This window comes from Streptomyces sp. NPDC031474 (assembly GCF_055581185.1).
Genome location: NZ_JBVIJX010000007.1, coordinates 49,203 through 73,750 on the forward strand (window position 1 = coordinate 49,203; position 24,548 = coordinate 73,750).

Here is a 24,548-nt window from a genome sequence, read left to right on the forward strand (position 1 = left end):
GCGACTGCTTAGCATGCTAGCGGACGTGGCCGGTAGGGTTCGAGGGGTGCCGCAGATTCCGGAGAAGATCCATGAGCTCACGGTCGGCCAGCTCGCCGCGCGCAGCGGCGCCGCCGTTTCCGCCCTGCACTTCTATGAGTCCAAAGGCCTGATCAGCAGTCGGCGCACGGCCGGCAACCAACGGCGATACCACCGGGACACGCTGCGGCGGGTCGCCTTCGTGCGGGCGGCGCAACGGGTCGGGATTCCCCTGGCCACCATTCGTGCGGCGCTCGCCGAACTTCCCGAGGAGCGCACGCCGACCCGGGAGGACTGGGCCCGTCTCTCGCAGGCTTGGCGTGCGGAGCTGGACGAGCGCATCAAGCAGCTCAACCGGCTTCGCGATCACCTCACGGACTGCATCGGCTGCGGGTGTCTGTCCCTCGCCACGTGCGTGCTGTCCAATCCGGACGACGTGTTCGGTGAACGGGCCTCCGGGTCGCGGCTGTTGGTGGAGGGGCAGCCTGCGGGTGAGCGCGGCTGTCGGGAGCGCTGAGAGCGCCTCGGGGTGCGTGGGCGCCTCGGGGTGCGTGGGCGCCTCGGGTGCGTGGGTGGGTCGGGGTCGCGGTGGTGCGGCGAGCCCGTCGCGTGTTGGGCGTACGGCTGCCTGTTTCACCTTGGGGTTGGCTGTGACGAGCTAAGCGACGGGCTGCGCCGCACCACCGCGACCCGCTCCCGGTGCGTCGGCGGCCCCGGGAGCGGTGTGGTGCTCTTTTACTCGTACTCTGTGCCGCCCTTTCGGGTCAGGTAGGCGCCGCTTACTGCCTTGGCGATCGCTCGGCCGCCGGTTGTCGGGCTGTAGCGCTCGGTCGAGGGGCGGATCACCACTCCCTCGCGCAGGTGCAGTTCGTGGCCGGACATCGTTTCTCGGCCGGTGGCGAGGGCGAGGATGTGGTCGCTGTCGTACGGGCCCTCGAAGAGGCGGGGGACCAGGGGGAGTTCGTCCTTGAGGACGTCGGGTGCGTCGAGCCAGCGGATCTCGCCGTCGATCTCTGCCGACACGTCGAACACCGCGTAGCCGAGGGTGTCGCGGCGGCCGTCCGCTCCGTAGGTCAGGTCCTGCACACCCGCGCCGTAGACCTCGCCGAAGATGCCGATCCGGCGGGCGCCGAGCCGGGAGGCCAAGCGGGCTGCCGTCTCGGCGACACGGTGGCCGCGGATCGCCCGCCAGTACAGGTTGCGCGGGTCCTCCACCAGGGCGAGGGACTTCGCGCCGAAGCCCTTCGAGGAGACGTGGACGCGGTCGTCGTCCGCCACGTAGGTCAGCAGGCATGCCGAGCCGTGCAGTTTCTCGGTCACGACGACGCGCTCGCCGGGCTCGAAGATGCCGGGATAGCGCTGGATGTTCTCGATGTCGACCCACGGCAGGAGGTCGGGGGCGGCTTCGACGTCACCGTTCATGGTCGGGGGGATCGGCGGGACCCACTTGACGATGCCGAGGCGTTCCGCGAAGTCGGTGCCCTCCGCTGCCGCCTGCGTCAGGTCGACGCCGGCCAGCGCCTTCGGCCGGCACACGATCCCCTGGGACAGCTCGCCCCGCAGCCGCACCGCCTTGACCCGGTCCGACCTGCTGCCCGCCAGCCGCCCGGTCAGCCCCAGCTCCTCGACCAGCTCGGTGGGCAGCACCGACTGCTCGGGGATGTAGAGGGCGGCCTCGCCCGTGCGGTACGCGCCCTTGGCGACGACGGCCCGGTACAGGCCGACCTGGGCCAGTTCGAGGGCGTCGGCGTTGGGGTGCTCGTGGACCGTCAGCACTTCTGCGGTGACGCGCAGCGTCGACATCGGGGCTCCTTCAGGGAGTCGGGGGGTCTGTGGTCATCGACCCCCACTGTCCCCGGCTGGAAAAGGGTGGAGCGACCCGATTTGCCGCCGGTAGTGTTTCCGGGTTCTTCTCAACTCCCCGGCGAAACAGGGGGTGCGGCATCCCCGGCGCACCCCCGCCGTGCTCTCAGGGCGGCCGTGCCGCGGCCGTCCTTGGGCAGAGCTCAGGCCGGTGTCAGGCCGACACCAGCAGGCGTCCACGCCTGGCGTACGCCAGGGCCTCGGCCGTGAGTACGGGGCGCGGGACGAGAATTCCGCAGTCCGCGCAGACCGGACCCGCCGACGGTTCGTGATCCAGGTCGTACTTCCACGGCAGGCGCTCGCCGCCGCACACCGGGCAGCCCGAGCCCGGGGCCCGCTCCAGTGCGGCGATCAGCCTGCGCAGTACCTCGGCCAGCGGCTCACGGGGGTGCAGCCGCGGGTCGTCGCACCAGGCGACACCGAAACCGCCCCAGGTCAGCCGGTGCCAGTCGTCCACGCTGCCGGGCCTGCGCAGCCCGTCGTGCTTCTCCTTCTTGCGGCGCTCGGCGAACTCGGCCTCGTAGGCCAGCCATACGGCCCGCGCCTCCTCCAACTCGTCCAACGCGGCCACGAGCCGCGCCGGGTCGGGGGAGCGGTCCTCGGGTCCGAACCCGGCCCGCGAGGACAGGTGGTCCCAGGTCGCCCGGTGCCCGTAGGGGGCGAACCGCTCAAGGCACTTGCGCAGGGAGTACCGCCGCAGCGCCAGATCGCAGCGGGGGTCTCGCACCTGTCTCGCCAGACTCCGGAAACCGGCCATCGCCTTGCACCTCCGTCACATCTGCACCTGCACTTCGGTCACTTCGGCGTCGTCGTACGGACGTCGTCGAATAGACGTATCGACACGCGATTCGGCTCCATCCGATTTCCGCTGACCTCCCGGTCCGCGGTGGCGACTCTGAAAAGTGACGCATGTTCATCTTCAATCCCGGGGATACCGGCGGTAACCTTCCGCCGACCCCCGTCGCTAGGAGCAGCCGATGCCACGGCGAACCCCCCGTACCACTCTCGACAGACTGAGAACTCCCGGCAGATTCCCCGGGTTCCTGAAGACCGCTTCCGTATGCGCGCTGATTGCCGGGCTTTTGTCCCCGCTTTCCCAAGTTGCGGTTGCCGCCGAGGCCACGGCGGCCGCGGGCGACTACTGCGGCGGACAGTGTTCCGACATCCTGCCGCCCGGCGAGAACGGCAACGCCACCCTCGCCCAGGTCCTCCTCAACCAGGCCTTCGGCACCCAGCCCGACCACGCCGAGGACCAGCTCGGCCCCTACGCCAACCTGGCCAAGGGCTACCCGACGCTCACCAACGCCACGATCAACACGTTCTTCAACGACGCGTCGTTCGGCGTCCCTTCCGATCAAGTCGCCTCCACCCTGAGCCCCGCCGGCCGCAGTGACGTGACGATCGTCCGCGACAAGAAGACGGGCGTACCGCACATCACCGGTACCACCAGATACGGCACCGAGTTCGGCGCCGGGTATGCGGCGGCCCAGGACCGGCTGTGGCTCATGGACGTCTTCCGGCACGTCGGCCGCGGACAGCTCACCGCCTTCGCGGGCGGCGCCCCCTCCAACCAGGGTCTGGAACAGCAGTTCTGGCGCAACGCTCCGTACACCGAGGCAGACCTCCAGGCCCAGATCGACAACGCCATCGCCACCAACGGCGCCCGCGGCAAGCAGGCTCTCGACGACGCCAACGCCTACCTGGCCGGCGTCAACTCCTATATCGACGCCTCCGACAGCGGCCGCTACTTCCCCGGTGAATACGTCCTGACCGGCCACAAGGACTCAATCACCAACGCCGGCACCATAGATCACTTCAAGATCACCGACCTGGTGGCGCTGGCCTCGGTCATCGGCTCGCTCTTCGGCTCAGGCGGCGGTGGCGAGGTCAACAACGCGATCTCGCTGCTCGCCGCGCAGGAGAAGTACGGCGTGGCGCAGGGCACCCAGGTCTGGGAGGCGTTCCGCGAGCGCAACGACCCCGAGGCCGTCCTCACCGTCCACAACGGCGAGAGCTTCCCGTACGCCGGCAAGCCCGCGAGCCCGCAGGGCGAGGCGCTGCCCGACGCCGGGTCGGTGACCGCGGAGCCGCTGATCTACGACGCGACGGGGACGGGGGCCGCCGCGAGCGCCACCGCCGCCTCCGCCAAGGCGACCGCGGCCGCCCTCAGCTCGGCCCGGCGGGGCATGTCCAACGCCCTGGTGGTGAGCGGGAAGGCCACGGCCAGTGGTCACCCCGTCGCCGTCTTCGGGCCGCAGACCGGCTACTTCGCCCCGCAGCTGCTCATGCTGCAGGAGATCCAGGGGCCCGGCATCAGCGCCCGCGGCGCCTCGTTCGCGGGTCTGAGCATGTACGTCGAACTCGGCCGCGGCCAGGACTACGCGTGGAGCGCCACGACCTCCGGCCAGGACATCATCGACACCTACGCGGTCGAACTGTGCCAGGACGACTACCACTACCTGTACCACGGCGTCTGCACGGCCATGGACGTCATCGAACAGAAGAACGCCTGGAAGCCGACCACGGCCGACGGCACCGCCGCCGGTTCGTACACGATGCGCGTCTACCGCACCAAGTACGGACCCGTGGAGTACCGGGCCACCGTGGGCGGCAAGAAGGTCGCCTACACCACCCTGCGCTCGTCGTATCTGCACGAGGCCGACTCGATCATCGGCTTCCAGATGCTGAACGACCCGGACTACGTCAAGAGCCCGCAGGACTTCCAGAGCGCGGTGCAGCACATCAACTACACCTTCAACTGGTTCTACGCCGACTCCACGCACACCGCCTACTACAACAGCGGCAACAACCCGGTGCGCGCGAGCGGCGTCGACGCCGAGTTCCCGGTGTGGGCGCAGGCGGCCTACGAGTGGAAGAACTGGGTGCCGGCCACCAACACGGCCGAGTACACCCCGGCCTCGGCGCACCCCAACTCCATCGACCAGGACTACTACATCTCCTGGAACAACAAGCAGGCCAAGGACTACGCGACGGCCTCCTGGGGCGACGGGTCCGTGCACCGCGGCAACCTGCTGGAGGACCGGGTGAAGAAGCTGGTCGCGGCCGGCGGCGTCACGCGCGCCTCGCTGACGAAGGCGATGGCGGACGCGGCGCTCGCCGACCTGCGCGCCGAGGACGTCCTGCCCGACCTGCTGAAGGTGATCAACAGCTCCACGGTCACCGACACCACGGCCGCGGCCGCGGTGACCAAGCTGCAGACCTGGCTGACGGCGGGCGGCAAGCGCACGGAGACCACGGCCGGTTCGAAGACGTACGCCGACGCCGACGCGATCCGCATCCTGGACGCCTGGTGGCCGCTGCTGGTCAAGGCCGAGTTCGAACCCGGTCTCGGCACGGGCCTGTACACGGCGTTCACGGCCAACCTGACCGTCGACGAGTCCCCGTCGGCCGCCCACGGCCCGACCGGGGCGCACGCCGGAAGCTCCTTCCAGTACGGCTGGTGGAGCTATGTCGACAAGGACATCCGGGCCGTGCTCGGGGAGAGCGTGCAGGGCGCACTGACGCAGAAGTACTGCGGCGGCGGCACCCTCAGCGGCTGCCGGGACGTCCTGATCAGCACCCTGAAGACTGCGGCCGGCAAGACCGCGGCCCAGGTCTACCCCGGCGACGCCCTGTGCGCGGCGGGCAACCAGTGGTGCGCCGACTCGATCGTCCAGCGCACCCTGGGAGGCATCAAGCACGGCAACATCAGCTGGCAGAACCGGCCCACCTTCCAGCAGGTGGTGGAGTTCACCTCACACCGGTAGGCCACGGCCGGCGGCGGGGCGCGTCCTAACGGATCCGGCCCGCCGCCAGCACCAACCGCGCCAGTTCGGGGTGCACGATGTCGCTGTGCGCCCCGGACGGCGCCCCGCCGCGCCGGACCACGGCCGCCGCGTCCACGTTCACGCAGCCCGACGCCGGCAGGGAGGCGGCCAGCGCCTCGGCGAGTGTGCACGCGCGGGTGCCCGGCACCGCCTGCACCCCGTCGTGTCCCATCGCACCCCACTTGACGCCGAGCGCCGCCCCGATGCCGAACTCCTCGACCGCCCCCCGTTCGTCGCCCGCCATCCGGGAGGCCAGCGGGTACAGCGTGCCCAGCGCCGCGTCGAAGGAGGAGTAGCAGCACACCAGAGGGCCGTCGATGCGGTTCTGCTGCCCCTGGAGCACCCCTCCCGCGCGCGCGTCGTGCGGCAGCCTGGTCGCGAAGGCGTAGTGCGAGAAGGCGCCCTGGAGCAGCGTCACCGACTTCACCGTGCGCACCCCCTCGGGCAGTCCGCGCAGCGCGAACGACACCAGCCGCCCGCCGAAGCTGTGCCCCACCAGGTGCACCCGGACGCCGGGCGCCACGCTCGCCAGTCGGCCGACGAACGGCCCGAGTCCCCGTTCGCCCACCGTGCCCGCGCGCCGCTTCATCGCGTAGTACGTCGCCTGACGCAGCAGCTCGTGCGCCCCGTCCCACGGGTTGGGCAGGCTGAACTCCTCGGCGCCACACGGGGATTCGAGCCCGGCCAGGGCTCGCGCGAACTCCTCGCAGGCCGCCGCCGTCGACCCGGTGAACATCTCCGGCTCGTCCTGCGGCACCCCCTCGGCCAGGGTGTCCGCCGCGAACAGCGCCTGCGGTCCCGGCGGCACCACGTCCACCAGCAGTCGCACCAGCCGCCCGAACTCCTCCAGCTCGGCCTCCTCGGGCGGCCGCTGCTCCAGCATCCGCGCGATCCGGTCGACCACCGTGGCCCGGCCCGGGAAGGTCTCCAGGAGGGCGTGGCGGGTGTCCTCGTCCAGCGCCGGGCAGTGCGCCGGGCCGGCCGCCACGGACCGCGGGAAGTCGGGGATCGGCTCGTCCGAGAACCGCATCGACGGCCATACGACGCCCACGTAACCGATCTTCGCGGCCGGGGCGAGCGCGGGGATCGGGGCGAAGAAGCGGCTGTAGAGACGAGTCGCCCCGGAACGGTCGCTGTTCCAGCCGTGCGAGAAGACGATCAGGTCATGGACGCCGCGCCGGTTCACGTCACTCAGCAGCCGGTCCCGCCGGCCGCCGTCGACGTCCCCGTCGGCGTCGAAGGTCAGCTCCCAGTAAGGAGTCACGCTCATCGCAGGATCCGCCATGACAGGCCCCCTCGTCCCCCGAAGCGGTGTGCCGACTGCGCGCATCGTCCTGCCAACAGGCGCGATTGGCCATACGTCACGCAGCCGACCCTTTCCCCGTACATACCGACCGGTTAGTCTGGCGCTCGAGCCGATTCGCTTCGTGTCGAAGGAGACCGATGGTGGAAGCCGTGCAGGATGCCGGGGTCGTCGTGACCGGAGCGGGGGGCGGGATCGGGGCCGCGCTGGCCCGCCGCTTCGCCGCCGAGGGGGCCCGGGTCGTCGTCAACGACCTGGACGCCGGGCGGGCGCGGGCCGTCGCCGACGAGATCGGCGGGATCGCGGTCCCCGGTGACGCCGCCGGCATCGTCGAGCAGGCCCGGGAGGCGCTCGGCGGCGCCGTCGACGTGTACTGCGCCAACGCCGGGGTCGCCTCGGGCGGCTCGGAGGCGGCCGACGAGGCCGTCTGGGCGTTGGCCTGGGACGTCAACGTCATGGCGCATGTCAGGGCGGCCCACGCGCTGCTGCCCGAGTGGCTGGAGCGCGGCCGGGGCCGGTTCGTCTCCACCGTCTCGGCGGCCGGGCTGCTCACCATGATCGGCGCGGCCCCCTACAGCGTCACCAAGCACGGCGCGTACGCGTTCGCCGAGTGGCTGTCGCTGACCTACCGGCACCGGGGGATCAGCGTCCACGCGATCTGTCCCCAGGGCGTGCGCACCGACATGCTGGACGCCACCGGCAGCGCGGGCGACCTGGTGCTCAAACCGACCGCGATCGAGCCGGAGGACGTCGCGGACGCCCTGTTCAAGGGGATCGCCGAGGACCGTTTCCTGATCCTGCCGCACCCGGAGGTCGCCGGGTACTACCAGGTGCGGGCCGGCGACCCCGACCGCTGGCTGACCAACATGAACCACCTCCAGCAGAAGTGGGAGGCCGCCGAGTGACCACGCCCGCCTCCCGTTACGCGGCCAAGCCCTGGCTGGCCCTCCTCGACGACGCCCAGCGCGCCCCGATCGACCCGGCCGACTCCCTCGTGCACGCCTTCTGCAGGTCCGTCGCCGAGGCCCCCGACCGCACCTGCCTCGCCTATTTCGACGGCCGGCTCAGCTACCGCGAGGTGGACGAGCTCAGCGACTCCGTCGCCGGTCACCTCGCCGCCCGCGGGCTGCGGCGCGGCGACCGGGTCGCCGTCCTGCTGCAGAACTCCCCGCACTTCGTCCTCGCCCTGCTGGGCGCCTGGAAGGCGGGCGCGACGGTGGTGCCCGTAAACCCGATGTACAAGTCGGGGGAGGTCGCCCATGTGCTGCGGGACGGCGAGGTCACCGCGCTGATCTGCTCCGACCGGGCCTGGGAGACGTATCTGCGGGACACGGCCGCCGGCTCGCCGGTGCGGATCGTGCTCACCGGCTGCGAGCTGGACTTCCAAACGCGGGGCGACGCGCGCGTGCTGACGTTCGAGCGGCTGCCGCAGGCCGCCGACGCCGACGATCTGACGGCCGTTGCCCGCGCGGGGCACAAGGCCCCCGAGTCTCGCGAGGCCGCCCCCGCCGACATCGCCCTGATCAGCTACACCTCGGGCACCAGCGGGACGCCCAAGGGCGCTGTCAACACGCATGGCAACATCATGTTCAACGCCGAGCGGCAGCGCACCGGGCTGCCCCTGCCCGAGGCGCCGGTGTACTACGCGCTCGCGCCGCTGTTCCACATCACCGGCATGGTGTGCCAGCTCGGCGCCTGTCTGAACAGCGCGGGCACGCTCGTGCTGACGTACCGCTTCGAGGCGGGCGTGGTGCTGGATGCGTTCGCCGAGCACCGGCCGCACTACACGGTCGGCCCGTCCACCGCCTTCATGGCGCTGGCCGCCCATCCGGCCGCCACCCGGGAGCACTTCTCCTCGTTCGTGAACATCTCCTCGGGCGGCGCGCCGGTGCCGCCGGCCCTGGTCGAGAAGTTCCGGGCCGGCTTCGGGCCGTACATCCGCAACGGCTACGGGCTCACCGAGTGCACGGCGCCCTGCGCCTCCGTCCCGCCGCAGCTGGAGGCGCCGGTCGATCCGGCGTCGGGGACCCTCGCCGTCGGTCTTCCCGGGCCCGACACCGTCGTACGCATCGTCGACGAGCAGGGCGCGGAGGCGCCCTTCGGCGAGCAGGGGGAGATCGTCGTGCGGGGGCCGCAGGTGGTGCCCGGGTACTGGCGGCGGCCCGAGGCCACGGCCGAGACCTTCCCCGGCGGTGAGCTGCGCACCGGTGACATCGGGTTCATGGACGAGCAGGGCTGGCTGTACGTCGTCGACCGCAAGAAGGACATGATCAACGCGTCCGGCTTCAAGGTGTGGCCGCGCGAGGTCGAGGACGTGCTGTACACCCATCCGGCGGTGCGCGAGGCGGCCGTCGTCGGGGTGCCGGACGGGTACCGCGGGGAGACGGTGAAGGCGTACATCAGCCTGCGTCCGGGGGCCGACGCGGATGCCGGTACGCTCGCCGCCTACTGCAAGGACAGACTGGCGGCCTACAAGTATCCGCGCCAGGTCGAGATCCTGCCCGACCTGCCCAAGACGGCGAGTGGGAAGATCCTCCGTCGGGAACTGCGTTCCCGTGCGCAGGACGGTCAGTAGCGCGAAGTCAGTGATGCATCGAGGAAGGCAGGTGGCGGCAGTGCCCAGGACGACGGACGGTGCGGAGGCTCCTGTTCCGCAACGGCTCCTTGCCGCCGCCACCCGGCTCTTCGCCGAGCAGGGCTACGACCGCACCTCGGTGCAGGAGATCGTGGAGGCGGCCGGCGTCACCAAGGGGGCGCTGTACCACTACTTCGGCTCCAAGGACGACCTGCTGCACGAGGTGTACGCACGCGTGCTGCGCGTCCAGCAGGAGCGGCTGGACGCCTTCGCGAACGCCGACGAGCCGATCGAGAAGCGGTTGCGGGGCGCGGCGGCGGACGTCGTCGTCACGACGATCGAGAACCTCGACGACGCGATGATCTTCTTCCGCTCGATGCATCACCTGAGCCCCGAGAAGAACAAGCAGGTCCGTGCCGAGCGCCGGCGGTATCACGAACGCTTCCGCGCGCTCGTCGAGGAGGGCCAGCAGGCCGGTGTCTTCTCCACCGCGACCCCGGCCGACCTGGTCGTGGACTACCACTTCGGGTCGGTGCATCACCTGTCGACCTGGTATCGCCCGGACGGTCCGATGGGTCCCCAGGAGGTCGCCGATCACCTGGCCGACCTGCTGCTGCGGGCACTGCGTCCCTGACCCCCGCGCTTACCCGGAGTTAACCATTCCGCTGTTGACGCTTCACCCCCGGGCCATGATCCGATCGTACGTTGGCGCGCGCTATGAGCTGATCATGCCAAAGCGGGGGAGTGTGAACGGATGTCGAGTGGTGGCAGAAAACTGCCGAGAGCCGGCCGTGGGGCGGTACTCGGCCTAGGGGTCGCCCTGGTGGCCGGGCTGTTGCAGATGGGAGCGGTCCCCACGGCCGCCGCCCGGCCGCAGACCGGCGCGCCGGCCGCGAAGGCGGCGACCGCGAAGAGCGGGACGGCAAGCGGGACGACAAGCGATACGACGAGTGGCGCCGGTGTCGCTTCCGCGGCCTCCGAGGAGGAGGCCGTCGCGGCAGCGAAACGATCCGGCAAGAGCGTCGAGGTGGCCTCGCTGCGCGGGGAGAGCAGCGATGTGTACGCCACCGCGGACGGCCACCTGGAGGCGCGGGAGTACCTGCGCCCGGTGCGGACCCGGATCAACGGCAGCTGGCAGGCGATCGACACCGCGCTGGCCAAGGCCGACGGCGGCATGGTCGCGCCCAAGGCGGCCACCGTCGGCCTGGAGTTCTCCGGCGGCGGCACCGGACACCCGCTGGTGCGCCTGGAGCGGGCGGGCCGCACGCTCGAACTCTCCTGGCCCGGCGCGGTGCCCGCACCGCGACTGGACGGCGACACGGCCGTCTATCCCGACATCCTGCCGGACGTGGACCTGCGCCTCGGGGCCCGCCCCGACGGCTTCACCCAGCTCCTCGTCGTCAAGTCGGCCGAGGCCGCGCACAGCAGCGCGCTCGCCGAGCTGCGGCTGAAGCTGAACGCCGACGGCATGGCCGTGTCCGAGACGCCGACCGGCGGCCTCAGGGCCGTCGACAAGGGCGCGGGCGGAGTCGTCTTCGAGGCGCCCACCCCGGTGATGTGGGACTCCAGCCCCGTCGCCGAGGGCGCACCGGCCACCGCCTCCGCCGACCCCGCGAGCGCCCGGACGACGACCCGGACGGGGGCCGCTTCCTCAGTGACGGCGGCCGTCGCCCGCACCGCCGCCCGGACGGTGAGCGCCGCCACGGACGAGTCGACCGCCCCGGCGACCGGTACCGAGGACGAGCCCACCGCCGCCGAGTCCGGCCGGGTCGAGCGCGTCGGCGTCGACGTATCCGGCGGGGACGCCCTCGTCCTCACCCCGGACAAGGCGCTGCTGACCGGCTCCGACACCGTCTATCCCGTCTACATCGACCCGCAGTGGTACTCGCCCAAGGCCACCTCCTGGACCATGGTGTCCCGGTACTGGGCGAGCTCCCCGCAGTGGAAGTTCAACGGCGACCCCGACGCGGGCCTCGGCTACTGCGGCTGGGACTACTGCGCCCCCTACGACGTGAAGCGGCTCTTCTACCAGATCCCGACCACGAAGTTCGCCGGCCGGTCCATCCTGTCCGCGGAGTTCGTCGTCCGGGAGACCCACGCGGCCTCCTGCCAGAAGCGCGAGGTCCAGCTCTGGCGGACGAAGGGCATCTCCTCGTCCACGACCTGGAACAGCCAGGACAACTCCGACTTCTGGATCGACCGGCTCAAGACCGTCAGCTTCGCCTACGGCGCCGACGGCTGCGCCGCCGCCGACGCGGAGTTCGACGTGAAGGACGCCATCGCCGACGCCGCCGCCAAGAAGTGGTCCAGCATCACGCTCGGCATGCGCGCCAGCGACGAGGGCGACCGCTACACCTGGAAGCGGTTCTCCGACGACGCCTACCTGCGCGTGCGCTACAACCGCGCACCGAACAAGATCACCCTCTCCCAGCTCACCATGAGCCCGGGCGGCCCCTGCGTGGCCTCCGACAAGATGGTGCGCATCCGCTCCGCCGCGACGATCCGCGCCAACGACGTCACGGACCCCGACGGGGACGCCGTCTCCGTGCAGTTCCAGGCGTCCTGGGACGCGGGTGACGGCGCCGGCTGGAAGGCCCGCTGGACCTCGGCCAGGACCACCAGCAAGAAGAGCGGCTCCGACTTCTCGCTCCCGCTGCCCAGCAGCATCCCCAAGAACAAGCACGTCGAGTGGCACGTCCACTCCTACGACGGCGCCCAGTGGTCCGCCTGGAGCTACACCGGCTCCCACGGCTGCCACTTCATGTACGACACCTCCGTGCCGGTCGGACCCACCATCAGCTCCGCACAGTACGGCGCGTCCGACCCCGAGAACCCGGACGACCCCTGGTGGGACGGCGTCGGACGGTACGGCACCTTCTCCGTCGACACCACCTCCACCGACGTCACCAAGTACTGGTTCGGCGTCAACGCGGCGCCCAGCAGCGCCAACGTGCTGACCACCTCGGGCGGCGGCGTCAAGACGATCTCGTTCATGCCGACGAAGCCGGGCGTCAACTTCATCACCGCGCAGGCCTTCGACGCGGCCGGCAACGGCTCCGAACCCACCACCTACACCTTCCGGGTCCGCTCCGGCCAACCCGAGCGGCTGGCCTGGCAGATGGACGAGAACGCCGGGGCGAGCGCCGCGGCCGGGGCGGGCGGCGACTGGCCGGCCACCCTGCACGGGGCCACACCCGGCGGGCCGGGCGTCTCCGGAACCGGCCTGTCGTTCAACGGGACCGACGACTACGCCGCCACCGACTCGCCGGTCCTCAACACCGGCAAGAGCTTCTCGGTGTCGCTGTGGGCCAAGCTGCCCGGCGCCGACCCGGGCCACCCGAGCGTCGCGCTGTCCCAGCCCGGCCAGAACCACAGCGGCTTCCAGATCTACTACTCGTCGGCGCTGGGCGGCTGGGTGTTCCTGCGGCACACCGACGACGCCACCTCCGGGGGCTCGGCCTCCCGGGCCGTACAACCCGCCTGTGCCACCGGCGACACCGCCTGCACCACCGCGCGCCTCGGCGAGTGGACCAACGTGGTCGGCGTCTTCGACAACCCCAACCACCAGATCAAGCTGTACGTGGCCGGCAAGCTCGTCGGCTCCGCCGCGTTCACCACCCCCTGGGACGCCCGGGGCGGCACGATCCTGGGCGCGGCCAAGAACTACGGCACGCTCGCCGACTTCTTCCCCGGCTCGCTCGACGAGGTCCAGCTCTTCGACTACCAGCTGACGGACGCGCAGGTCACCAAGCTCGCCGCGAAGCAGCCCGTCGACACCGGCCGTCCGGCCAAGCTGGTCTGGCCGCTGGACGAGACCGACCCCGCCGCCACCGCCGTGACCGGCCGCGGCCAGGCCACCGACGCCGTGCTCAAGGGCGGCGCCACCGCCGGCACCACCGGCGTCAACGGACACGCCCTGACGTTCGACGGCGTGGACGACTACGCCACCACCGGCCGACCGGTCCTGGACACCTTCCAGAGCTTCGCGGTCTCGGCCTGGGTGCGGCTGCCCAAGGACAAGGAAGCCCGATCCATGATCGCGGTCTCCCAACTCGGCTCCGTGCGAAGGAGTTTCGAGCTCTACCACTCCTCGGCACTGGGCGGCTGGGTCTTCACCCGGCCGGAGGCCGACACCGCGGACGCGGCCCTGGTCCGCGCCACCCAGACCGTCTGCGCGGCCAACACCAACTGCGCGGCGGGCCGGTTCGGCGAATGGAACCAGGTGGTGGGCGTCTACGACGCCGACGCCGGCAAGCTCCTGCTGTACGTCAACGGCGTTTTGCAGGCCAGCACCGCCTACACCGCTCGCTGGTCCTCCGAGGGGCCGCTCACCATCGGCAGCGGGCTCACCCCGGCCGGCGCCGTGAGCAGCCCCCTCAAGGGCGACACGGACGACGTCCGGCTGTTCGACCGGGCGGTGTCCGCCGACGAGGTGCGCCAACTGTTCAAGCAGCGTCCGCTGGTCGGCTCCCGCTGGAAGTTCGAGTCGGCCACCGGCAGCCCGCAGGTCACCCCGGACGCCTCCGCCACCGGCGCGGGCATGACCCTGTACAACGGGGCGGCGACCGGCTCCGGCTGGGTGGACGGCGGTCTGACGCTGGACGGCGTCGACGACTACGCGGCCACCGCGACCGGCGTCCCGACCGTCGACACCAGCGCCAGCTTCACCGTCAGCGGCTTCGTCCAGGCGGCGGCCCAGCCCACCGGGAACGTCACCCTGCTCAGCGCGCCCGGCACTGCCAAGAGCGCCTTCGCGGTCCGGTACGTGCCCGGCTCCGGCGGCGCCGACCCGGGACGCTGGCGCATCGAGACCGCCGACGCCGACAGCTCCACCGCCACCGCAACCCAGGTGGAGAACGGACAGTTCTACAGCGTCCAGGACTGGACCCATCTGGCGGTCGTCTACGACGGGTTCGCCCGCGACCTGCGGCTCTACGTCAACGGCGAGCTCCAGGACGTCGCCTGCGCCGACGCCGACGAGAACGGCGACCCCGATGTGCCGGGCTGCACGGACATCGACTCGTCCGGCGATGACGTCGTGACGTTCAAGGCCGCGCAGAACCTCCAGCTCGGCCGCGTCAAGACCGGTGCCACCACCTGGGGCGAGTACTTCCCGGGCACCGTGTCGGACCTGTGGACCTTCCAGGGTGCGCTGAGCGACGCGCAGATCAGCCGGCTCGCCGTCGGCATGCCGGGCGTGGCGACCGCCGTACCCGGCGACGACTGATCCCGTTCGTCCACCCGTCCCCCCGCGACGCCCGGCCCGGAACGAACGGGCCGGGCGTCGCGGGGCGACCCCGCTCCACCCATCCGGCCGTGGACCACGAGGGATGACATGAGACCTGAACGACCCCGATTTCTGCGCCTGCTTCGACTGCGCACCCCACGACGCAAGCTCGCCCTGGCCACCGCCACGGTGATGACCGCGACCCTGCTCCAGGGCGTCGCCGCCCCGGCCCTCGCCGACGGCTGGCACAAGCCGGCACTGCCCGCCGCCGAGAAGTCGCTGGCCGGCGGCCCGGCGGGCAAGGCCGTGCCCCGCAAGGTCATGAAGACCCCCCGCACCCCGCAGGAAGCCCCGGCCACCGCCTGGCCCAAGCCCGGCGCGGCGACGGTCGACCTGTCGAAGACGCCGGCCACCGCGCCGACGAAGCCCGCGCCCCGGGTCAAGGGCCTGGCGCTGACGCTCGACGCGCAGGTCACGGACACCAACGCCACCAAGGCCGGTAAGGCCGGCAAGAACACCAAGAGCGGCAAGGCCACCAAGAAGGCGGCCACCGGCACGGTCGCCGCCCGCGTCCTGGACCGCGCGTTCGCGAAGAAGGCCGGCGTCGACGGCCCCGTCTTCACCCTGCACGCCGGCAGCGCGCAGGGCGCCGGTCAGGTCCGGGCGGGCCTGGACTACTCCTCCTTCGCCGGGGCGTACGGCGGCGGTTACGCCGACCGGCTGCGGCTCGTCGAACTGCCCGCCTGTGTGCTGAGCACCCCGCAGCAGGCGCGCTGCCGCACCGCCAAGCCGGTCGACACGGTCAACGACCCCGAGACGAAGACCCTGACCGCGAAGGCGGTCACCCTCAGCGCCTCCTCGACCACCGTCCTCGCGGCGGTCGCCGGCTCCGGCAGCGGTCTGGGCGACTTCAAGGCCACCTCCCTGTCCGCGTCCGCGAACTGGAGCACCGACCTCAACAGCGGCTCCTTCGCCTGGTCGTACCCGATGGCGGTGCCCCAGGTCCCCGGCGGGCTCGCCCCGAAGCTCTCGCTGTCGTACTCCTCCGGCGGGGTCGACGGCCGCACCGGCAACACCAACAACCAGTCCTCCTGGGTCGGCGACGGCTTCGACCTGTCGCCCGGGTACATCGAGCGCCGCTACAAGAGCTGCTCCGACGACGACGTCAAGAACGCCGACGGCAACGAGCCCGGCGACCTGTGCTGGGGCTACGACAACGCCGTGCTGCAACTCAACGGCTCCGGCGGCGAGTTGGTCCCCAACGGCACCAACTCCTGGAAGCTGAAGGACGACGACGGCACCAAGGTCGACCGGGTCTACGGCTCGTCGTCCGACGTGCGCTCCAACGGCGCCCGCAACGACGAGTACTGGCGGGTGACGACGCCCGACGGCACGCAGTACTACTTCGGCTACAACCGGCTGCCCGGCTGGGCGAGCGGCAGCGAGACCACCGACTCCGCCTGGACCGTACCCGTCTACGGCGACGACTCCGGCGAGCCCTGCCACGCCGCCGCCTTCGCGGACTCCTGGTGCCAGCAGGGCTGGCGCTGGAACCTGGACTACGTCGTGGACACGCACGGCAACGCCGTCGCCTACTACTACGACAAGGAGAGCAACTCCTACGGCCGCAACCTCAAGGCGGCCGACGACACCCCGTACGTGCGCGGCGGCACCCTGGACCGCATCGAGTACGGCCTGAAGTCCACGGCCGTCTACTCGGCGAAGCCGCTCGCCAAGGTCGACTTCACCAGCTCCGAGCGTTGCCTCCCCGACAGCAGCACCGACTGCTCCTCGATCAGCAAGGACGCGTTCTACTGGTACGACACCCCGTGGGACCTGAACTGCGACGCGGGCACCGACTGTGACAAGGGCCGTTCCTCCCCGGCGTTCTTCACCCGCAAGCGCCTGACCGACGTCACGACCGAGGTCCTGGTCTCCGGCGCCTACAGCAAGGTGGACGGCTACCAGCTCGCCCACCGCTGGGGCCAGGCCGACATCGACTACCAGCTGCTGCTGGACTCGGTGCAGCGCACCGGCTACGACGGCACGGCCTCGATCACCCTGCCGAAGGTCACCTTCGCCTACACCCAGCTCGCCAACCGGCTCGACAAGACCGGCGACGGCTGGGCCCCCTTCATCAAGGCCCGGCTGTCCTCCGTCGCCGACGAGTCGGGCGGCCAGATCGACGTCGGCTACTCGGCCCCGGTGTGCGACGCGAACGCGCTGCCCACCCCGGAGACCAACACCACCCGCTGCTTCCCGCAGTACATCGGCGGCAGCTCCACCACCGACCCCGAGCGGCAGTGGTTCAACAAGTACGTGGTGGACACGGTCACTTCGACGGACCGCACCGGCGGCGCCCCCGACCAGGTCACCATGTACGACTACCTGGACGGTGCGGCCTGGCACTACGACGACGCCGACGGCATGACCAAGGACAAGTTCAAGACCTGGTCCGACTGGCGCGGCTACGGCCACGTCCGGGTGCGCACCGGCGGCCAGGGCGGCGCGTCGGCGATGAAGTCGCAGACCGACTCCTACTTCCTGCGCGGCATGGACGGTGACCGCAAGACCACCAGCGGCGGCACCAAGGACGTCAGCGTCACCCTGGGCTCCGGTGAGGGCGACCCGATCACCGACCACTCCTCGGCTGCCGGCTTCGCGTACAAGACCGTCAACTACTCCGGTCCCGGCGGCAAGGTGCTCTCCAAGACGGTGAGCCGCCCCTGGCACAAGGAGACCGCGAAGAAGGTCCGCGACTGGGGCACCGTCACCGCCGACTTCAGCGGCACCGAGAACGCCAGGACCTGGACCTCCCTGGACGACGGGGCGGGCGCCGCCTGGCGGACCACCTCCACCACCGACACCTTCGACCCGGCGACCGGCCAGGTCACCCAGACCGACGACGCCGGTGACACGAGCACCGCCGCCGACGACCAGTGCACCCGCACCACCTACGTCGCGGGCAGCGCCGTCCTCAACACCCCGGTGCGCGTCGAGACGGTGGCCAAGGCGTGCGGCGCCGCCACCAGCCGCCCGGCCGACGTCCTCACCGACACCCGCACCGCCTACGACGGCGGCGCCTACGGCGCGGCGGCCACGAAGGGCGACGCCACCCGCGTCGCCAAGCTCAAGAAGTACGACGGCAGCACGGCCGTCTACCTGGAGTCGAGCTCCACGTTCGACTCCTACGGCCGCATGCTCACCTCCACCGACCTGACCGCCGACGTCACGGTCACCTCCGGCGGCACGCTCACCCGGACCGCCCGCACCGACGGCCGTACCACCACCACGGCGTTCACTCCCACCTCGGGCTTCGCCACCGGCACCACGGTCACCATGCCGCCCGTCACCCCGGGCGACGCCAGCACCGCCACGACCACCTCGCAGACCTTCGAGGCACTGCGCGGACAGCCGCTGACCGAGACCGACACCAACGGCAAGGTCACCACGTACGCGTACGACCCGCTGGGCCGCAACACCAAGGTGTGGCTCCCGGACCGCACCACCGGCCAGACCCCGAGCTACGAGTTCACGTACACCATCGCCGACGGCAAGCCGGTCGCGATCGGCACGAGGACCATCGGCAACAACGGCGCCCAGAACACCTCGTACGTCCTCTACGACGGCTTCCTGCGCCCCCGGCAGACCCAGGCACCGGGGCCGAACGGCGGCACCCTCCTGACGGACACCTTCTACGACGAACGCGGCCTGACCGCCAAGGAGTTCGCTCCCTACTACACCGACACCACCGCCCCCTCCACGACCCTGTTCAAGGTCGACGACGCGCTGACCGTGGAGACGCAGAGCTGGCACGCCCACGACGGTCTCGGCCGCGAGACCGAGCTGAAGAAGGTCGCAGGCAACGGCGACGGCGGCACGGTCCTCGGCGTCACGAAGACGATCTACGGCGGCGACCGCACCACGGTCATCCCGCCGGCCGGCGGCACCGCCACCACCACGCTGACCGACTCACGCGGCCAGAACACCGAGGTCCGCGAACTCCACGCGCGCGCCGCCGACGCCGCCTACGACACCACGTCGTACGGCTACTCGCCGCGCGGTGAGCTGACGAAGGTCACCGACCCGGCCGGCAACGCCTGGACGTGGACGTACGACCTGCTCGGCCGGCTCACCGACACCACCGACCCCGACAAGGGCGCCGGCCACACCGACTACGACGACCGCGGGCTCGCGACCACCACCAAGGACGCCCGCGGCAGCGTCCTCGCCCATGTCTACGACGGCCAGGGCCGCCCGACCGAACTGCGCGAGAACAGCGCCACCGGCACCCTGCGGGCCAAGTGGGTCTACGACACGATCAGCGGCGCCAAGGGCCACCTCGCGGAGTCCATCCGCTACAGCGGCGGCCAGGCGTACAGCACCAAGGTCCTCGCCTACGACCGGCTCTACCGGCCGCTGCGCACCCAGGTGACCATCCCCTCCACCGAGGGCGCGCTGGCCGGCACCTACCTGTCGGCGACCACGTACAACGCCTCCGGCACAGTGGACGGCGTCGGCTACCCCAAGGCGGGCGCGCTGGCGGCGAACACCGTGGCCTACACCTACGAGGACGGCACGCTGCGGCCCGTCGGCGTCAGCGGCCCGCTGAACCTGACCGGCTCGACGTCCTACAGCTTCACGGGCAAGCCGCTGCAGTACTCGCTGGCCGCGAACGGCGGCAAGACCACGTACGAGACCAACACCTACGAGTGGGGCACCCAGCGGCTGGCGACCTCACGTGTGGACCGTCAGGACGTCGCGGGCGTCGACCAGTACAACACCTACACGTACGACGAGGCGGGCAACGTCCTGTCCGTCTCGGACACCTCCCGCTCCGGCACCGACAACCAGTGCTTCGCCTACGACTACCTGGGCCGCACGACCGAGGCGTGGACGCAGCCCACCACGGCCTGCGCGAGCGCCCCCGCCACCGGTGTGCTGGGCGGCCCGGCCCCCTACTGGGACTCCTACACCTACGACGTGGTCGGCAACCGGCTCACCGAGACCGGACACGGCACCACCACGGGCGCGTCGGACACCAAGCGCGTCTACACCTACCCGAAGCCGGGCTCGCACAGGCTGAGCTCGGTCGACACCACCACCGGCACGGTCAAGTCCACCGACAGCTACACCTATGACGCCATCGGCGACACCCAGACCCGGCAGCTCGGCGACGGCACCTCCCAGACGCTTCTCTGGGACGCCGAGGGTCACCTGGCGAAGGTCACCGAGCCGGTGGAGGGCGGCAGCGACAAGGTCACCGAGTACCTCTACGACGCCGACGGCAACCGGCTGATCGGCCGCACCCCGACCGGGACGACGCTCTACCTCGGCACCACCGAGGTCACCCTGGCCAAGGGCGCCACGACCGCCAAGGCCACCCGCTACTTCGACCTCGGCGGCGGCCACCAGGCGGTGCAGAGCGACGACGGCAGGATCTCCTTCACCCTGGCCGACCACCACGGCACCGGCCAGCTGTCCGTCGACGCCACCAGCCAGGCCCTCGCCCAGCGCCGCACCAAGCCCTTCGGCGGCCTCCGCGGCGCCGAGCCCGCCACCTGGCCCGGCACCAGGGGCTTCGTCGGCGGCACCGTCGACGCCGCGACGGGCCTGACCCACCTGGGCGCCCGCGAGTACGACCCGGCGACGGGACGGTTCCTGTCGGTCGACCCGCTCTTCACGGCGACCGACCCGCAGCAGATGCACGGCTACACCTACGCGAACAACAACCCGCTGACCCACTCCGACCCGGCGGGCACGGAGATCGGCTCCCGGCCCAACTCCTGCCAGTACGACGTCAAGTACTGCAGCAGGCACCAGCAGCAGGAGGTCGGCTACGACCCGAAGACGGGCACGTCCGACTACCACCGCGGCAACATCTACAAGCGGCAGCAGGCCCGCAAGCGGGCGTGGGTGGCGTCGAACACGCCGGTCACGAACGACATGGCGAAGCTGTCCGACTACTTCTCCCGCAGCATGATCGGGGAGTTCTCGGACGACTTCTGGGACAACCCGGTCTACGAGGGCGCCGAGAAGGGCAGCGCGTGCTACGGACGTGAAGGCTGCCGGCAGGCGTACAAGTACATCCTCGACAAGGGGGACGACGCCGATCCGGCGGTGGCCAAGGAGATCGCCGCCACCTACTGCGCCTACCACGCCGACCAGTGCGACGACGAGGCCAAGGAGGTGGCCCGCGGCAAGGTCATCGAGGGCATCATCGGCGACGTCCTGCTGGCGTACCTGGGCGGAGCGGCGGGCGCGGAACGCCCACGGCCGTGCAACAGCTTCCTCCCCGGCACCGAAGTCCTCATGGCGGACGGCACGGCCAAGCCCATCGAGGACGTCAGGACCGGTGACAAGGTCCTGGCCACCGACCCGAGGACCGGTCGCACCACGGTCAGGACGGTCACCGCCGAGATCACCGGCAAGGGCCTGAAGCACCTGGTCGGGATCACCCTGGCCCTCGAGGTCGACGGCAAGAGGGTGACGGCCTCGGTCACCGCGACCGACGGCCACCCGTTCTGGGTGCCGGCGCTCGGCAAGTGGATCAAGGCCACCGACCTCACCGCGGGTGAACTGCTCCGCACCTCCCGAGGGACCGAGGTACGCATCACCGCGGTCCGGCGGTGGACCGAGCAGGCCACGGTGCACAACGTCACCGTCGCCGACCTGCACACGTACTATGTGCTGGCCGGGAAGACGCCGGTGCTCGTGCACAACGCCACGCCGTGCGATCCGCCGCTGAAGTCGCTGCACCCGGACAGCTCCCTCGACCGGAGCTCGCTGGACTTCTGGCACAAGCAGGACACCAAGGACATCGTCCACTCGCTCAGGCCGGGAGCGCACGAGCCGCTGATCGCGAAGCCGGACGGAACGATCATGAACGGAAACACCAGAATCGCGGTGCTGCGTTCGCGTGGATACGACGTCGACTCACTGCCGCGCGAAACCTACGGCAGCTCTCGGCCCATGTCGGACGAGGACTTCTGGGACATGGACCAATGACCGTCCGAGAGAGGGTTCTCGAGGTCCTGAACTCGGCGTCCAAGGAGACGTTCCTGCTGGTCATGGGCCACCGGCTCGGGATCTCGGCACGTGAGGCGTTCGTCGGGGACCGGCCGGAGGGGATGCGGCAGGCCCAGGCCTGCAACGAGATGATGATCGCCCTGTGGTCGCAGGTGCGGGCGATGAAGGACGACGGGGCGCAGGGATACCCCGACGCGGACTTCCTGTCGGTGCTGCTGGAGAAGGCCGACGCGGGCGACGCGCGGCCGCACCTTCGGCACGCGATCGAGAGCGCCCTGCTCGCGGTCTGAGAAAGCGGGAGGAGCCCCGCCGGAACCTCTTGGGTTCCGGCGGGGCTCCTCCCGTTCACGGGTACCTGGCTCTCGCAGGTACCTGTGCTCACAGGTACTTCTTCAGCTCCCGTCGCGCCAGCGACCGCTGGTGCACCTCGTCCGGGCCGTCGGCGATCATCAGTGTGCGGGCCCCGGCGTACAGCTCGGCCAGCGGGAAGTCCTGGCTGACACCGCCCGCGCCGTGCAGCTGGATCGCCCGGTCGATGATGTCGACGACCGCGCGGGGCGTCGCGATCTTGATGGCCTGGATCTCCGTGTGGGCGCCCCGGTTGCCGACGGTGTCCATCATCCAGGCGGTCTTCAGCACCAGCAGCCGCAGCTGCTCGACCGTCACGCGGGCGTCCGCGATCCAGTTGTGGACCACGCCCTGCTGGGCCAGCGCCTTGCCGAAGGCGTCCCGGGAGACGGCCCGGCGGCACATCAGCTCGATCGCCCGCTCCGCCATGCCGATCAGCCGCATGCAGTGGTGGATGCGGCCGGGGCCGAGCCGGGCCTGAGCGATGGCGAAGCCGCCGCCCTCCTCGCCGATCAGGTTCGTCACCGGCACGCGCGCGTGGTCGAAGACCACCTCGGCGTGGCCGCCGTGGTAGTGGTCCTCGTAGCCGAACACCTTCATGGCCCGCTTCACGGTGACGCCGGGCGTGTCGCGCGGCACCAGCACCATGGACTGCTGACGGCGGATGTCGGCGCCCTCGGGGTCCGTCTTGCCCATCACGATGAAGATTTTGCAGTCCGGGTTCATCGCCCCGGAGATGTACCACTTGCGGCCGGTGACGATGTACTCGTCGCCGTCCCGCTCGATGAGCGTGGTGATGTTGGTGGCGTCGGAGGAGGCGACCTCCGGCTCGGTCATCGCGAACGCCGAGCGGATCTCCCCGGCGAGCAGCGGCTCCAGCCACTGCTTCTTGTGCTGCTCGTCGCCGAACTGCGCGAGCACCTCCATGTTGCCGGTGTCCGGCGCGGCGCAGTTCAGGGCCGTCGGCGCCAGCTGCGGGGAGCGGCCGGTGATCTCGGCCAGCGGCGCGTACTGGAGGTTCGTCAGACCCGCACCGTGCTCGGCGTCGGGCAGGAACAGGTTCCACAGCCCCTGCCTGCGCGCCTCGGCCTTCAGCTCCTCCACCACGGCCGGCGTGTCCCACGGCGAGGCCAGCAGCGCGCGCTGCTCCTCGGCGACGGCCTCGGCCGGGTAGACGTACTCGTCCATGAAGGCGAGCAGCCTGGCGCGGAGTTCCTCGGTGCGGGCGTCGAACGCGAAGTCCATGCCGGTCAGCCTTCCTGGAGAGTGGTCGTGCCGTGCTCGATGAAGACGGGGACGAGCTCCCCGATGCGGTCGAAGCCGCGCCCGACGGTCTGGCCGAGGGTGTAGCGGTAGTGGATGCCCTCCAGGATCACGGCGAGCTTGAACCAGGCGAACGCCGTGTACCAGGAGACCGCCGAGACGTCCCGTCCGGAGCGCGCCGCGTACCGCTCGACCAGCTCGGCCGGCGACGGGTGCCCGGGGGCGGAGGCGGTCGTGGAGATCGGGGAGTCCGGCAGCTCCAGCGGGACGCTGTACATCACCAGCAGGCCCAGGTCGGTCAGCGGGTCGCCGAGCGTCGACATCTCCCAGTCGAGGATGGCGTTGATGCGGTCGTCGGAACCGATCAGGACGTTGTCGAGCCGGTAGTCGCCGTGCACGACCGCCGGGGCGGGGGAGGAGGGCAGCGCGCGGCCGAGCGCCGCGTGCAGCTCGTCGATCCCGGCCAGGTCGCGGCTGCGGGAGGCGTCCAGCTGCTTGCCCCAGCGGCGCAGCTGCCGGTCCAGGAAGCCCTCGGGCCGGCCGAAGTCGGCCAGGCCCACCGCGGCGGGGTCCACCGCGTGCAGTTCGACCAGCGTGTCCACCAGCGACAGCACCGCGTCCCGGGTGCGCTGCTCGCCGAGCGGGACGAGCTCGTCGGCCGTGCGGTACGGGGTGCCGTCGACGAACTCCATGACGTAGAAGGGAGCCCCGGGCGCCGCCTCGTTCTCGGGGTCCTCGCACAGCAGCACCGGACGCGGCACCGGCACGCTCGTCGGATGCAGGGCGCTGATCACCCGGTGCTCGCGCTTCATGTCGTGCGCGGTGGCCAGGACGTGCCCGAGCGGAGGCCGCCGTACGACCCACTTCGACTCACCGTCGGAGACCGCGTAGGTGAGGTTCGACCGTCCGCCCTCGATCAGCCGGCCGGTGAGAGGGCCGTGGACCAGACCGGGACGCTCGCGCTCCAGGAGGGCGCGCAGCCGGTCGAGGTCGAGTCCGGGTGGATGGTCGGGGCTCATGCGTCGCTCCTACGGACGGGTGAACGGGACCAGCCCATCATGCCGACCGGTCGGTATGGAGTCCAGTGGTGGCACC

The 24,548-nt window shown here is 71.0% G+C and carries 13 protein-coding genes; 8 read left to right on the forward strand and 5 right to left on the reverse strand.

Annotated features, from left to right (window positions below):
- Window positions 1-46 precede the first annotated feature (46 nt).
- Window positions 47-535 (forward strand): redox-sensitive transcriptional activator SoxR, encoded by a 489-nt coding sequence (soxR, locus tag ACZ5SK_RS15635; RefSeq protein ID WP_334583421.1) that lies wholly within the window; start codon window positions 47-49, stop codon window positions 533-535.
- A 218-nt stretch (window positions 536-753) separates the two neighbouring features.
- Here soxR and ACZ5SK_RS15640 read toward each other — a convergent pair whose 3' ends face one another.
- Both ACZ5SK_RS15640 and ACZ5SK_RS15645 read right to left on the reverse strand, forming a co-directional pair.
- Window positions 754-1,821 (reverse strand): RNA ligase (ATP), encoded by a 1,068-nt coding sequence (locus tag ACZ5SK_RS15640; protein WP_457493907.1) that lies wholly within the window; start codon window positions 1,819-1,821, stop codon window positions 754-756.
- 214 nt (window positions 1,822-2,035) lie between these two features.
- A complete protein-coding gene (locus tag ACZ5SK_RS15645; protein ID WP_334583419.1) occupies window positions 2,036-2,638 on the reverse strand; it encodes a hypothetical protein in 603 nt (200 codons plus the stop codon).
- 220 nt (window positions 2,639-2,858) lie between these two features.
- On the opposite strand from ACZ5SK_RS15645, the gene ACZ5SK_RS15650 reads away from it, so the two are divergent.
- Window positions 2,859-5,648, forward strand: coding sequence for a penicillin acylase family protein (locus ACZ5SK_RS15650; protein ID WP_361701769.1), 2,790 nt, complete (start codon window positions 2,859-2,861; stop codon window positions 5,646-5,648).
- A 25-nt stretch (window positions 5,649-5,673) separates the two neighbouring features.
- On the opposite strand, the gene ACZ5SK_RS15655 is transcribed toward ACZ5SK_RS15650, so the two are convergent.
- On the reverse strand, window positions 5,674-6,993 hold the full coding sequence (locus ACZ5SK_RS15655; protein ID WP_468156966.1) for a serine-threonine protein kinase: 1,320 nt from the start codon (window positions 6,991-6,993) through the stop codon (window positions 5,674-5,676).
- 158 nt (window positions 6,994-7,151) lie between these two features.
- Between ACZ5SK_RS15655 and ACZ5SK_RS15660 the strand changes: the two genes are divergently transcribed.
- The 6 genes from ACZ5SK_RS15660 (at window position 7,152) to ACZ5SK_RS15685 (ending at window position 22,132) form a co-directional block, all read left to right on the forward strand.
- On the forward strand, window positions 7,152-7,916 hold the full coding sequence (locus tag ACZ5SK_RS15660; RefSeq protein WP_334583416.1) for an SDR family oxidoreductase: 765 nt from the start codon (window positions 7,152-7,154) through the stop codon (window positions 7,914-7,916).
- On the forward strand, window positions 7,913-9,586 hold the full coding sequence (locus ACZ5SK_RS15665; RefSeq protein ID WP_334583415.1) for a class I adenylate-forming enzyme family protein: 1,674 nt from the start codon (window positions 7,913-7,915) through the stop codon (window positions 9,584-9,586). The genes ACZ5SK_RS15660 and ACZ5SK_RS15665 overlap by 4 nt, the downstream gene beginning before the upstream one ends.
- Before the next feature lie 40 nt (window positions 9,587-9,626).
- Window positions 9,627-10,220, forward strand: coding sequence for a TetR/AcrR family transcriptional regulator (locus tag ACZ5SK_RS15670; RefSeq protein WP_334583414.1), 594 nt, complete (start codon window positions 9,627-9,629; stop codon window positions 10,218-10,220).
- A gap of 120 nt (window positions 10,221-10,340) precedes the next feature.
- Window positions 10,341-14,813, forward strand: a complete 4,473-nt coding sequence (locus ACZ5SK_RS15675; protein WP_457493910.1) for a LamG domain-containing protein — start codon at window positions 10,341-10,343, stop codon at window positions 14,811-14,813.
- A gap of 108 nt (window positions 14,814-14,921) precedes the next feature.
- Window positions 14,922-21,821 carry a polymorphic toxin-type HINT domain-containing protein gene (locus ACZ5SK_RS15680; protein ID WP_468576134.1) on the forward strand — a complete coding sequence of 2,300 codons (6,900 nt, stop codon included), beginning with the start codon at window positions 14,922-14,924 and terminating at the stop codon, window positions 21,819-21,821.
- Window positions 21,818-22,132 (forward strand): hypothetical protein, encoded by a 315-nt coding sequence (locus tag ACZ5SK_RS15685; protein WP_319335339.1) that lies wholly within the window; start codon window positions 21,818-21,820, stop codon window positions 22,130-22,132. Before ACZ5SK_RS15680 ends, ACZ5SK_RS15685 begins: the two co-directional genes overlap by 4 nt.
- A gap of 88 nt (window positions 22,133-22,220) precedes the next feature.
- Here ACZ5SK_RS15685 and ACZ5SK_RS15690 read toward each other — a convergent pair whose 3' ends face one another.
- Both ACZ5SK_RS15690 and ACZ5SK_RS15695 read right to left on the reverse strand, forming a co-directional pair.
- Entirely contained in the window at window positions 22,221-23,435 is a 1,215-nt protein-coding gene (locus ACZ5SK_RS15690) for an acyl-CoA dehydrogenase family protein (RefSeq protein ID WP_361701760.1), read from the reverse strand.
- Between the two features lie 5 nt (window positions 23,436-23,440).
- Window positions 23,441-24,472: a phosphotransferase family protein gene (locus ACZ5SK_RS15695; protein ID WP_468576136.1), complete on the reverse strand. Its 1,032-nt coding sequence runs from the start codon at window positions 24,470-24,472 to the stop codon at window positions 23,441-23,443.
- Window positions 24,473-24,548: the final 76 nt, after the last annotated feature.